A 12,968-nucleotide genomic window follows, 5' to 3' on the forward strand; every position below is an offset into this window, starting at 1 on the left:
GCGGTCCGGGCAGCTTTTCGGCGCCTGAGACGGCTTCATCGACGGCCAGCGCGGCGACCAATTCGGCACGGCGCGGGGACGATCGCAGCTTCAATGACGATGTCCGATCGGCCAGCGATCGGTGCGGAGCGGCGGCGGTGGCGCAGTCCGGGCTCGGCTCGCGGATCGAGCGGATCGATAATGTCGTGCGCGACGGCCAGGGCTGGCGCGTCGAGGGACTGGTCGGATCGCGCCGCAATGGCGTCGACAGCTTTACCTGCGGCATCAGCTTCGGCCGCATCGATTATGTCCGCTTCAACCGCGCCAATGGTGCCTGGGGCGCGAATGACGGCGCGTTCGATAATGGCGTCGCGGTGGCCGATCCGCCGTTCAGCGTCGATCCGAACGACGACGATTATGCCTGGCGCAATGACGATGCGGATGCGGAGCCTTTTCCGCCCGAATGAGATTGCGGGTTACCGGACGGGAACAGGCTAGGCTTGGCCTTTCCCACCCGGTCTGACCCCCTGCGGCGCGCTTCGCCCCTTCGCGCGCCGCAGGGGTAACAGACAGATGCCGATCAGGATCGAGATCACCGCGAGCGCGGCAAATCCCACCAGGATCGGATGATGGGTATCCTCGCGTTCCTGCAGGTCCATGATGTGCAGGCCCCACATGACATCGAAGGCACGCCACAGCGCGCTGCGCGTGGCCAGCACCGCGCCGGTCTCCTCGTCGATATAGACATGGGTATCGTCCGCGAAGCGGGCCTGCCAGCTCGGGCGGGGACGGCGCAGTTCCAGCGGCGCGTCTTCGGCCGCAAAACGGGTCACCCCCTGAAGCTCGGCCGTGCCGGCAAAGGCCGCGCGGGCAATCAGCGCCGCTTCGCTGGCGCTCACTGCTGGCAGCAGCGCTCCGGTGCGTGCATCGGCGCGGCGCTGGCCGCCATCGGCATAATCGATCAGCCAGATCGGGTTGCCCGCCTGCTGGCTGAGCGTCAGCGTCTGCACCGGCCGCCCTTCCAGGTACGGCGCGACCGGGCGGAAACCGGGAAGCGCGGGGGTGTGCGCCTTGAGGTGCTCGCCGCGCACTTCGTCGATCGGGAAGCTGGCCATGAACAGCCCCGACGCCGTCCAGAGCAGCAGCGGCACTCCGACCAGCCAGCCCAGCCAGACGTGCCAGCGCATCACCACCCGCCGACGCAACCGAAATGCCACGGCTCAATCCCCCTTGCGACCGCCGCCCCGATAGGCGGGCAGCGCGATATTGTAGCGAATGGCGAGGCCGCGCAGCACGAAGCCGGCGACCGCGCCGATCATCGCGGCGATCTCGACATCCAGCCCCGCCAGCCTGAGCCCGACATACAGGCCCGACCCGAGTGCCGCGGCGGTAACATAGAGTTCGGGGCGCAGGATGATCGATGGTTCGCCCGCCAGGACGTCGCGGATGATGCCGCCGACGCACGCGGTGATCACGCCCATCATCACCGCTGGCAGCGGATCGACGCCGAACTGCATCGCCTTGGCCGCGCCGAACACGCTGTACGCGCCGAGGCCGACCGCATCGAACCAGTCGAGCATCCGTCCCTCCCACCAGCGCTGCGGGGTGACCCAGAGCAGCGCGGAGACCGCGAGCACGACGACGAGCACGCGCGAATGGACGATCCAGAATACCGGGGCGCCGATCAGCAGATCGCGCACCGTGCCGCCGCCGACACCGGTGACCAGTGCGAAAAAGGTGAAGGTGACGAACGTCTGCCGCTTGGCGGCGGCTGCGAGTGCACCCGACGCGGCGAACACCGCGATGCCGAACATGTCGAGCGTGCCGAGGATCGTGCCAAGATCGATGCTTGCAGGAAGAGGCGTGGTCATCGCGTGGTCTTTAGGCGAGTGATGGCGCGATTACACGCGGCTTTATCGTCTGCCCGCGGCTGCACGTCGCGGAACTGGCGCGCGCGATCCTGGCCGCGAGGGGCGAGGCGGTGCCCAATATCGTGCCGCCGCGCGCGGTGCTCGCCGCGATGCTCCAGCGCTCGGATTATCCGGTGACGCTGGAAGAGCTCGAGGCCAATCCCAATGGCGTCGATTTCGGCGCGCATGTGCCGCGGCTGCCCGAGCGGTTGCAGACGCCCGACAAGCGCATCGCCTGCGCGCCGCCGCTGTGTCTCGAGGCGCTCGAGCAATGGCGCGCCGATCTGGCGGCCCAACCCGAAGGCCAGCTGCTGCTGATCGGTCGGCGGCATGTGCGCAACAACAACAGCTGGCTGCACAACAGCCCGCGCCTCGCCAAGGGGCCCGATCGCTGCACCGCGATGATCCACCCCGACGACGCGGTGGCGCACGGCATCGCCACCGGCGACCAGGTGCGCGTCACCAGCCGCGTGGGATCGGTGCAGCTGGCAGCAGAGGTAAGCGAGGACGTGATGCGGGGCGTGATCTCGATCCCGCACGGCTTCGGCCAGGACAAGCCGGGGACGCGGCTCTCGGTCGCGGCCAGGCGGCCGGGCGTATCGCTCAACGACCTTACCGACCCGGCCGCGATGGACCCGATTTCGGGCAATGCCGTGCTCAACGGCACGCCGGTGACGCTGGAGCGGGTCGAACAGGCGGTCGCGGCGGAGTAATGCGATAGCCGGTCCCCCGCGAAGGCGGGGGCCCATCTCCCGGTAGCTGCCATCTTGCCGGGGCAGGAGATGGGCCCCTGCCTGCGCAGGGGACCGGGAATCCGTGCTGGCAAAGCTCAGCTAAACCCGCTGACACCATCGCTGAATCACCTCTCCCTTGACCCGCGCCCTCCCATCCGCCAAAGCGCGGCGCATCTTTTTGCAACTGCGAAGGCCGGACGTTTGAGCGAGAACAGCCTTTCCTTTCAGGACATGATCCTGACCCTGCACAATTTCTGGAGCCAGCATGGCTGCCTGATCCTGCAGCCTTATGACATGCCGATGGGTGCGGGCACCTTCCACACTGCCACGACCCTGCGCGCGCTCGGCCCCGATCCGTGGAACGCCGCGTTCGTCCAGCCCTGCCGCCGCCCGACCGACGGGCGCTATGGCGAGAATCCCAACCGGCTGCAGCATTACTATCAGTATCAGGTGATCCTGAAGCCCTCGCCGGGCGACATCCAGCAGCTCTATCTCGACAGCCTGACCGCGATCGGCGTCGATCCGCTGCTGCACGACATCCGTTTCGTCGAGGACGACTGGGAAAGCCCGACTCTGGGCGCCTGGGGCCTGGGCTGGGAGGTCTGGTGCGACGGCATGGAGGTGACGCAGTTCACCTATTTCCAGCAGATGGGCGGGTTCGACTGCAAGCCGGTGGCGGGCGAGCTGACCTATGGTCTCGAACGTCTCGCCATGTACATCCAGGGCAAGGACAGCGTGTACGATCTCGATTTCAATGGCCGCGGCGTCACCTATGGCGACGTGTTCCTCGAGAACGAGCGCCAGATGAGCGCGTGGAATTTCGAGCATGCCAATACCGAGAGCCTTTTTGATGCGTTCCGCAAGGCCGTCGCCGAGTGCGAGAACTGCCTCGATGCGAAACTGCCGATCCCGGCTTATGAGCAGGCGATCCAGGCCAGCCATGTGTTCAACCTGCTCCAGGCGCGCGGCGTGATCTCGGTCGCCGAACGCCAGGCCTATATGGGCCGCGTGCGCGACCTCGCGAAGGGCAGCTGCCAGGCGTGGATGGAGAAGAACGCCGCCGACTGGTCGGCCCGCCACCCGAAATGGAGCGCGGCGTGATGGGGATGTTCCACAACCGTCATGCTGAACTTGTTTCAGCATCCATCGACCGTCTGGGAGCCGATAGGGCAAAGGCGCTTGGTGCCCGATGGACCCTGAAACGAGTTCAGGGTGACGGGATTGACGCAGACATCGGGGAGCGCGCCGCATGACCGACTTCCTGCTCGAACTCCTCTCCGAGGAAATCCCCGCGAGGATGCAGGCGAAAGCCCGTGCCGATCTCGAAAAGCTGTTCGCCGACCAGCTCGCCGCCGCCGGCCTGAAGGCGGAAAGCCTCCAGACCCTCTCGACTCCGCGCCGCCTCGCGCTGATCGCGCGCGGGCTGCCCGAGACCACGCAGGCCGTGTCCGAAGAGCTGAAAGGCCCGCCCGCCGATGCGCCCGATGCCGCGGTCGAGGGCTTTCTGCGCAAGGCGGGGCTGACCCGCGACGCGCTCGAGACGCGCGACGTCAAGGGCCGCGCGACATTGTTCGCGGTCATTAACAAGCCGGGCCGCGCCACCGCCGACGTGCTGTCCGACGCGATCCCCGCAATCGTCCGCGCCTTTCCCTGGCCCAAGTCGATGCGCTGGGGCGCGGCGAGCCAGACCACCGAATCGCTGCGCTGGGTGCGTCCGCTGCAGGGCATTATCGCGCTGCTCGGCGGCTATGTCGTGCCGTGCGAGGTCGACGGGCTGGTCGCGGGCAATAGCACCGTCGGCCACCGCTTCCACCACCAGGGCGCGGTTACCGTCTCGGGCGTCGAGGATTATGCCGATGCGCTGCGCGCCGCGCATGTGATCGTCGACCATGAGGAACGCGCGAAGATCATCCGCGATGGCGCGGCCAAGGCGGCGGCGGACGCCGGTTTTGTCCTCGTCGAGGATGAGGGGCTGGTCGTCGAGAATGCCGGACTCACCGAATGGCCGGTGCCGCTGCTCGGCCGTTTCGATCCGGCGTTTCTTGAGGTGCCGCCTGAAGTCATCCAGCTAACCGCCCGGGTTAACCAGAAATATTTCGTGGTGCAGAATGCGAGCGGCGCGCTCGCCGCGGCATTCGTCTGCACCGCCAACATCGCCGCGCATGACGGCGGCCAGGCGATCGTCGCGGGCAACGAGAAGGTGCTGGCAGCACGCCTCTCCGACGCGCGCTTCTTCTGGGAGCTCGACCAGAAGAAGACGCTCGAACAGCATGCCGAGAAGCTGAAGAACATTGTCTTCCACGAGAAGCTGGGCACCGTCGCCGACAAGGTCGAACGCGTCGCCAAGCTCGCGCGCTGGCTGTGCGAAGAGGGGATTGTGACCGACCGTGCTCCGGCGGACGCCGGAGCCCAGGAGTCAGGTAGCGCGACCAACTCTGGACTCCGGCTTTCGCCGGAGAACGGCGGTGCGTCGCTGGCCACCCTCGCCGAACAGGCCGCCCGCCTGTGCAAGGCGGACCTTGTCACCGAGATGGTCGGCGAATTCCCCGAACTTCAGGGGCTTATGGGCGGTTATTATGCGGCGAAGGAAGGTCTCGACCCGCAAGTCGCCGCCTCCATCCGCGACCATTACAAGCCGGTCAGCCAGGGCGATGACGTGCCGACCGATCCGGTGACGGTGGCGGTGAGCCTGGCGGACAAGCTGGACAGCCTTGCTTGCTTCTTCAGCATCAATGAGTTGCCGACAGGTTCCAAAGACCCATTTGCTTTGAGGCGTTCAGCGATTGCTGTGTCCAACCTGATCTTCTCAAATCACCTGCGCTGTTCGGTTCACACGGTGATCGCTACAGCAGTTGCTCCGGCGATAAAGATACCTGCTGTCGCAGCTCTTACCCGAGAGTTCGAAGCAGCAGCATCGCAATTTGCTGATCGACCGCTTGCGATTACGTTCGATCAGAATGTGGCTGTGACTTTGGTTGCCTTCCTTGTCGACCGCCTCAAGGTCCAGCAGCGCGAAGCCGGGGTTCGGCACGATCTGATCGACGCGGTGTTCGCGCTCGGGGGTGAGGACGATCTGGTCCGGCTGCTCGCGCGGGTGAAGGCGCTCCAAGCCTTTGTCGAGACGGGCGAGGGGGGCAATCTGCTCGCCGGGTACAAGCGCGCGGCCAATATCCTCAAGAAAGAGGGGCGGGGCGATGCGAACGCGCCGGTCCATACGCCGGAAACCGGTGGCGGCATTGCGCAGACCGGCGAGGAAGATCCGCTGGCGCTGGTCGAGGATCCCGGCGTCGCGCGGGCCGTCGCGGAAATGGCGCAGCCCGGCTCCGGACTCGCCTATGAGCCCGAACCGGCGGAGGCTGCGCTGATCGAGGCGCTCGACAAGGCCGAGCCGCTCGCCGCGCTTGCGATCCATGCCGAAGATTTCGAAGGCGCGATGGCCGCGCTCGCAGCGCTGCGCGCGCCGATCGATGCGTTTTTCGAGAGCGTGACCGTCAACGATGCCGATCCGGCCAAGCGCGAGGCGCGGTTGAACCTGCTCGCGCGGTTCCGCAGCGCGGTCCACCGCGTCGCCGATTTTTCGAAGATCGAGGGATAACTCGACCGATACTCCACCACATACAGACAGGCTGAAGCAGATGACCAAATATGTGTACCGTTTCGGGGGCGGCGCCAATGATGGCGGTGCGGGCAACAAGAATCTGCTCGGCGGCAAGGGGGCCAATCTCGACGGCATGGCCTCGATCGGCCTGCCGGTGCCCCCCGGCTTCACCATCAGCACCGAAATGTGCACCCGCTATTACCAGGATGGCGAAGTCTTCCCCGACAGCCTGAAGGCCGAAGTGGCAGAGGGCCTCGCGCATATCGAGGGCGTCACCGGCAAGCGCTTCGGCGATGCCGCCGATCCGCTGCTGGTCTCGGTCCGCTCGGGCGCGCGCGTGTCGATGCCGGGCATGATGGACACGGTGCTCAACCTTGGCCTCAACGACGAGACCGTTCAGGGCCTCGCCCAGGTTTCGGGTGACGAGCGTTTCGCCTGGGACAGCTATCGCCGCTTCGTCCAGATGTATTCGGACGTGGTGCTCGGCCTCGACCATGATGCGTTCGAGGAAGCGCTCGAAATCATGAAGGAAGACAATGGCTTCTTCAGCGATACCGAGATGGAGGCGAAGCACTGGAAGGCGCTGGTCGGCGAGTACAAGGCGCTGGTCGAGGATCAGTGGGGCAAGCCCTTCCCGCAGGACGTGAACGACCAGCTCTGGGGCGCGGTCGCGGCGGTGTTCGGCTCGTGGCAGTCGGAGCGCGCCAAGGTCTATCGCCGCCTCAACGACATTCCGTCCGAATGGGGCACCGCGGTCAACGTGCAGGCGATGGTGTTCGGCAATATGGGCGACACCTCGGCGACGGGCGTGGCGTTCACGCGCAACCCCTCGACCGGCGAGAATCTGTATTACGGCGAGTTCCTGATCAACGCGCAGGGCGAGGACGTGGTGGCGGGCATCCGCACGCCGCAATATCTCACCAGACAGGCGCGCGAGGAGGCGAACGCCAAGCCGCTGAGCATGGAAGAGGCGATGCCGGAGACCTATGCCGAGCTGGCGCGGGTGTTCGACATTCTCGAAAAGCACTATCGCGACATGCAGGACATCGAGTTCACCGTCGAGCGCGGCAAGCTGTGGATGCTGCAGACCCGCTCGGGCAAGCGCACCGCCAAGGCGGCGCTGCGGATCGCGGTGGAAATGGCCAATGAAGGCCTGATCACCGAGGAAGAGGCGATCGCGCGCGTCGATCCGATGGCGCTCGATCAGCTGCTCCACCCCTCGCTCGACCCGTCTGCGGCGCGCGACGTGCTGACCAAGGGGCTGCCGGCCTCGCCGGGCGCGGCGAGCGGCATCATCGTGTTCGACGCCGATACGGCCGAGCGCCGCAACGAGATGGGCGATGCGGTGATCCTGGTACGCATCGAGACCAGCCCCGAGGACATTCACGGCATGCACGCCGCGAGGGGCATCCTCACCGCGCGCGGCGGCATGACCAGCCACGCGGCGGTGGTCGCGCGCGGCATGGGGCGGCCCTGCGTCTCGGGAGCGGGCAGCCTGTCGATCGACACCAAGGAGCGCGTGCTGCGCATCGGCAAGCGCGAACTGCGCGAGGGCGACACGATCACCATCGACGGTGCGTCGGGCGAAGTGATGCTGGGCGAGGTGCCCACCGTGCAGCCCGAGCTGGTCGGCGATTTCGGCGTGCTGATGGGCTGGGCCGACAAGGTCCGCCGCCTCAAGGTGCGCACCAATGCCGAAACGCCCGAGGATTGCCGCGTCGCGCGCGATTTCGGCGCAGAAGGCATCGGGCTGTGCCGCACCGAGCACATGTTCTTCGAGGCCAGCCGCATCACCTCGGTGCGCCAGATGATCCTGGCCGAGGACGAGGCGGGCCGCCGCGCGGCGCTGGAAAAGCTGCTGCCCGAACAGCGCGGCGACTTCCACAGCATCTTTGAGGTGATGGCGGGCCTGCCGGTGACCATCCGCCTGCTCGATCCGCCGCTTCACGAGTTCCTGCCGCACAGCGAGAGCGAGTTTGCCGAGGTCGCCGAGGCCGCCGGCGTCGGCGTCGAGGTCTTGAAGCGCCGCGCCAATGAGCTGCACGAGTTCAACCCCATGCTCGGCCATCGCGGCTGCCGTCTGGGCGTGACCTATCCCGAAATCTACGAGATGCAGGCGCGCGCGATCTTCGAGGCGGCGTGCGATGTCGCGGAGAAGAGCGGCGCGGCGCCGATCCCCGAGGTGATGATCCCGCTGGTCGCGACCCGGCGCGAGCTCGAGCTGATGAAGAAGGTGGTCGATACCGCCGCCGAGCTGGTGTTCGCCGAAAAGGGCCGCCGGATCGACTATCTGGTCGGCACGATGATCGAACTGCCGCGCGCGGCGCTGATGGCCGACGAGATCGCCGAGGTCGGCGAATTCTTCAGCTTCGGCACGAATGACCTGACGCAGACCACGCTCGGCGTCAGCCGCGACGATGCCGGGCGCTTCCTCACGCAATATGTCGACAAGGGCATTTTCGCGCGCGATCCGTTCGTCAGCCTCGATGTCGAAGGCGTCGGCCAGCTGATCGAGATCGCGGTCGAGAAGGGCCGCAGGACGCGCGCGGGCATCAAGCTCGGCATCTGCGGCGAGCATGGTGGCGATCCGGCGAGCATCGCCTTCTGCGAGACCGCCGGCCTCGATTATGTCAGCGCCTCGCCCTATCGCGTGCCGATCGCGCGGTTGGCAGCGGCGCAGGCGGCGCTGAAAAAGGGCTGAGCGAGCGCTCTCCCCTCTCTTTGGGGAGGGGAAAGGCACCGAGCAACATTCGGTCCCCTGCGCAGGCAGGGGCCCATCTCCCGACGTTTGCCGGCTTGAGCCACGATTGCGAGAGGCGCCCGGGCAGGTGATGGGCCCCTGCCTGCGCAGGGGACCGGAAGCAATGGGAGAAAGGGTGCATGGCCCCCCGAGCAATCGCGCTTGCCAGCGCCCCCGATCTTGCGGCATAGCCTCTGTCAAAATATAAGCAGGGGGAGAAGGGCGCATGCGGACCGGGATTCGCTACGGGATCATGCTCGCCGTCGGGCTGGCGCTGGGCAGCGGCGCTGCAGCGCTGCAGCTCAAGCAGAGCTTTGCTGCGATGGGGATCGAGAACGGCCCCTGGCGCACCGGCGAGAAGGTCGGGACCGCCGATGCCAGCGTTGCGACCCGCGCCACCGTCGCGCTGCGCGGATTGCTCGCCTTGCCCGAGCGCGAGGCGATCTATTTCAATGCTGCCACCGATAGCCAGGGGCGCGAGCTGTCCGGCAAGTGCCGCTATCGCGTCACCGGCGGCGCGATCGATGCGCGCTGGTGGAGCCTGACGCTCTACGACAAGGCGGGCTATCTCATCCCCAACCCGGCCAGCGTCTATTCGGTCGGCAGCGCGGCGATCGCGCCTGCGGAAAAAGCGAACTGGACCGTCGACATCGCGCGCCAGCGCACCGGCGCGCACTGGATCGCGATGCCCGACGACCAGCCGTTCGAGCTGACCTTGCGCGCCTATCATCCGTCGCGCGACCTGTTGGCCAAGCGCGGGAGCGTGCCATTGCCGCGCATCGAACGCGGGGAGTGCCGCGCATGAGCCGCTGGATCGGACCCATTGTCGTTGCGGTGATCGCCGCGGTCGCCGCCTGGTACGGGACGCTCGCCGCGACGCCCACCGTCATCATGGATCGCGCCTGGATGCGGCTGTCGGAGCAGGCGGGGTATAACAAGATGACGCACACCCCGCTGGTCACCGCAGAGCGGCAGACGATCGTGCGGCCCAGCCCGGACCTTGCCTATTCGATATGCGCCTTCGACCTGAGCAAGGCGCCGCTCGAGGTCATGGCCAATGCCGTGCCCGATCATTACTGGTCGCTGACCGTGTTCGACAGCGTCACCGATGTCGCCTTTGTCGAAAGCGACCGCGACAGCAAGGGCAGGCCGATCCGCATCGCGCTGGCCACCGCCGATCAGACCGTGCCCAGGGGCGTGCGTAAGATCGTGATGCCCGATGGCAAGGGCGTCGCGCTGATCCGCGTGCTGCTCAACAACCGGGCGGAGATCGGCGCGGTGGATGCGTATCGGAAGCAGTCGTTCTGCCGGCCTCTCACGGCTTGACCCGTCATTCCCGCGAACGCGGGAATCCCGCTTTTGCGTCGGTGGTGAGCCAGAAAGCGGGAACCCCGCCTTCGCGGGGGTGACGACAGGCTGCAAGTCACTGACACGGATGTCAGGAAAATGACTGGATGCCCTAGACAAGCGGCCCAGAGCCCTGCATATCTCCGTTTAACCGAACGATTAAACGAGGCCGCGAATCCCAACGCGGCCCGGATCGAACGCGCAAAGGAGAGCGACATGGCAACCCGTCCCACCGCTGCCGAGCTGGCGGACTATGAGGCCCAGGCCGACGCCTGGTTCCGCGAGAACACCCCCAAGGACCCCGGCTTCATGCTGCCGCTGACCTTCATGGAGGTGAGCACCGACCAGCAGTTCGAATTCCTCTGCAACTGGCAGCGCAAGGTCTACGAGGCGGGCTATCTCGGCGCGAGCTGGCCGGTGGAATATGGCGGCGGCGGGCTGCACCCCGATTTCCAGCGCATAGCCACCAAGGTGATGAAGAAATATGACGGCCCGATCATGCTCAACGCCATCGGCATCGGCTGGGCCGGGCCGCTGATCCTCGACATCGGCAGCGAGGAAGAGAAGAAGAAATATATCAAGGGGATGTTGAGCGCAGAGGATATCTGGTGCCAGGGTTTCTCCGAGCCTGAAAACGGCTCCGACCTCGGCAATGCGCAGCTCAAGGCCGTGCGCGACGGCGATGAGTATGTGCTCAACGGTTCCAAGATCTGGACCTCGCTGGGCGACCGCGCGAAATACATGATCCTGCTCGCGCGCACCTCGAATGAGGGGCCGAACAAGTACGCGGGCCTCAGCTTCTTCCTCGCGCCGATGCACGCGCCGGGCATCGAGACGCGGCGGATCAAGAAGCTCACCGGCGAATATGGCTTCGTCCAGTGCTTCTTTACCGACGCGCGCATCCCCGCCACCTGCCTGATGGGCAACGAGGGCGATGGCTGGCAGATCGCGATGAAGACGCTCGAGTACGAGCGCGGCGCCAAGGTTAACCTCGCGGGGGGCTATTTCCTCAAGGAACTCGACGCGATGGGCGTGGTCGAGCTGGCGCGCCAGTCGCAGCGCGGCGGCAAGGCCTTGCTCGACGATCCGGTGATGAAGGACCGGATGGTCGATTTCATGATCGATATCCAGGCATTGAACCTCAACAACCAGCGCCGCCGCATGGGGCCGCTGGTGCAGGACCGCCCGATGGGCCTTGCGCTGATGAACAAGCTCGCGCGCACCGAGATGATTCGCGAGCTGACCGAATTCTCGCTGGCCTTCCAGGGGACGCGCGGCGGCTATTATGTCGATGATCCCTGCGCGGTCGACAACGGCTATTGGCACCGCAGCTATCTGAACAGTTTCTCCGCCACGATCGGTGGGGGCACGTCCGAAATCCAGCGCAACATCGTCGCCGAGCATGTGCTTGGCTTGCCGAAAGGACGCTAAACATGGCCTTTAGCGAAGAGAATCTTGCCAATCACCTCGGCGGCCTCGGTTACAGCGAAGAGCAGATCGAGCTGATGGACGTCGCCACCAGCTTCTGCCGCGACAAGTCGCCGATCGACAAGGTGCGCAAGCTGATGGTCGACGAGCGCGGCTATGACCCGCAAGTCTGGCAGGAGATTGCCGAACTGGGCTGGCTGGGCATCGCCATCCCCGAGGCGCATGGCGGGGTCGGCCTGTCGATGGCCGAGGTCGCGCCGATCGCCGAGCAGATGGGGCGGCGGCTGCTGACCACGCCCTTTGCCAGCTGCACCGTCGCGGCGCAGGCGCTGCTCGCCGCAGCCGATGAGGCGCAGTGCGGCGCGTGGCTGCCGCGGATCGTCGCGGGCGAGATCGCGACGCTGGCGCTGTACGAACCGCATGGCGACTGGACGCTCGGCCATGTCGAGGCGGCCGCGAAGGCGAGCGGCGAGGGTTACGCGCTCAGCGGCACCAAGCAGTTCGTCGCCTATGCCAAGGACGCGGCTTTGGTGATCGCCACGGTCAATGTCGATGGCGCGGTGCGGCTGGCGCTGATCGAGCGCGCCGCGATTGCGGACAGCGCCTTGCGCCGCGAGATCATCGTCGACGAGACCCGGCGCACCTACGAGCTCACGCTCGACGGCATCACCATCCCGGCCTCGGCGCTGCTCGATGCGGGCCGCTCGGCGAGCGCGCTGAACCAGATCGAGCTGGCGAGCGCACTGCTCCAGGCGGCGGAAATGTGCGGCGGCACGCAGAGCGCGATCGATTACACGATCGAATATCTCAAAACCCGCAAGCAGTTCGGCAAGCTGATCGGCGAGTATCAGGCGCTCAAGCACCCGATCACCAACGCCTATGTCGCGTACGAAAAGGCACGCTCGCACATGCTGAGCGCCGCGCACAATTTCGGCCAGCAGGGCGTGGGCGAGATCGCGGTGCGCATGGCCAAGGCGAGCGCCGACAAGGCGTACAGCTTCGCCGCCGACCGCGCGGTACAGTTTCATGGCGGCTTCGGCTTCACGCACGATTGCGATGCCGGGCTCTACCGCCGCAGCGCGATCTGGCACGCCAGCCAGTTCGGCGACGCGGCCTGGCACCGCACGAAGCTCGCCGAGCTGCTGTTCTGATAAAAACCCTCTCTCCTTCAGGGGAGAGGGATACGAAGCCTTGATCCGGCGAAGCCGGTCTAGGCGTAGTTGGGTGAGGGG

At 66.2% G+C, this 12,968-nt stretch carries 11 protein-coding genes; 9 read left to right on the top strand and 2 right to left on the bottom strand.

What is annotated here, in order from left to right:
* Positions 1-446, top strand: a 446-nt coding sequence (locus DM995_RS00265) for a hypothetical protein (RefSeq protein ID WP_232823947.1), incomplete at its 5' end; no start/stop codon positions are given.
* A 27-nt stretch (positions 447-473) separates the two neighbouring features.
* On the opposite strand, the gene DM995_RS00270 is transcribed toward DM995_RS00265, so the two are convergent.
* Positions 474-1,196: a PepSY domain-containing protein gene (locus DM995_RS00270; protein ID WP_232823948.1), complete on the bottom strand. Its 723-nt coding sequence runs from the start codon at positions 1,194-1,196 to the stop codon at positions 474-476.
* A 3-nt stretch (positions 1,197-1,199) separates the two neighbouring features.
* Entirely contained in the window at positions 1,200-1,850 is a 651-nt protein-coding gene (locus tag DM995_RS00275; RefSeq protein ID WP_116968112.1) for a trimeric intracellular cation channel family protein, read from the bottom strand.
* 110 nt (positions 1,851-1,960) lie between these two features.
* Here DM995_RS00275 and DM995_RS00280 point away from each other — a divergent pair, with 110 nt between their 5' ends.
* From DM995_RS00280 to DM995_RS00315, 8 genes are all read left to right on the top strand, one after another.
* The gene (locus tag DM995_RS00280; RefSeq protein ID WP_232823949.1) at positions 1,961-2,602 is read left to right on the top strand and encodes a molybdopterin dinucleotide binding domain-containing protein; all 642 of its coding nucleotides are present in this window, start codon (positions 1,961-1,963) and stop codon (positions 2,600-2,602) included.
* 252 nt (positions 2,603-2,854) lie between these two features.
* Entirely contained in the window at positions 2,855-3,724 is an 870-nt protein-coding gene (locus DM995_RS00285; protein WP_116970247.1) for a glycine--tRNA ligase subunit alpha, read from the top strand.
* A gap of 148 nt (positions 3,725-3,872) precedes the next feature.
* Positions 3,873-6,218, top strand: a complete 2,346-nt coding sequence (gene glyS, locus DM995_RS00290) for a glycine--tRNA ligase subunit beta (protein WP_116968113.1) — start codon at positions 3,873-3,875, stop codon at positions 6,216-6,218.
* A 40-nt stretch (positions 6,219-6,258) separates the two neighbouring features.
* Entirely contained in the window at positions 6,259-8,922 is a 2,664-nt protein-coding gene (gene ppdK / locus DM995_RS00295; protein ID WP_116968114.1) for a pyruvate, phosphate dikinase, read from the top strand.
* A gap of 265 nt (positions 8,923-9,187) precedes the next feature.
* Positions 9,188-9,766 carry a DUF1214 domain-containing protein gene (locus DM995_RS00300; protein ID WP_116968115.1) on the top strand — a complete coding sequence of 193 codons (579 nt, stop codon included), beginning with the start codon at positions 9,188-9,190 and terminating at the stop codon, positions 9,764-9,766.
* Positions 9,763-10,287: a DUF1254 domain-containing protein gene (locus DM995_RS00305; protein ID WP_116968116.1), complete on the top strand. Its 525-nt coding sequence runs from the start codon at positions 9,763-9,765 to the stop codon at positions 10,285-10,287. The genes DM995_RS00300 and DM995_RS00305 overlap by 4 nt, the downstream gene beginning before the upstream one ends.
* A 237-nt stretch (positions 10,288-10,524) precedes the next feature.
* On the top strand, positions 10,525-11,739 hold the full coding sequence (locus DM995_RS00310) for an acyl-CoA dehydrogenase family protein (RefSeq protein WP_023838023.1): 1,215 nt from the start codon (positions 10,525-10,527) through the stop codon (positions 11,737-11,739).
* Between the two features lie 2 nt (positions 11,740-11,741).
* Positions 11,742-12,887, top strand: a complete 1,146-nt coding sequence (locus DM995_RS00315; RefSeq protein WP_116968117.1) for an acyl-CoA dehydrogenase family protein — start codon at positions 11,742-11,744, stop codon at positions 12,885-12,887.
* Positions 12,888-12,968 lie beyond the last annotated feature (81 nt).

This window comes from Blastomonas sp. UPD001 (genome assembly GCF_003426715.1).
Classification (GTDB): Bacteria; Pseudomonadota; Alphaproteobacteria; order Sphingomonadales; family Sphingomonadaceae; genus Blastomonas.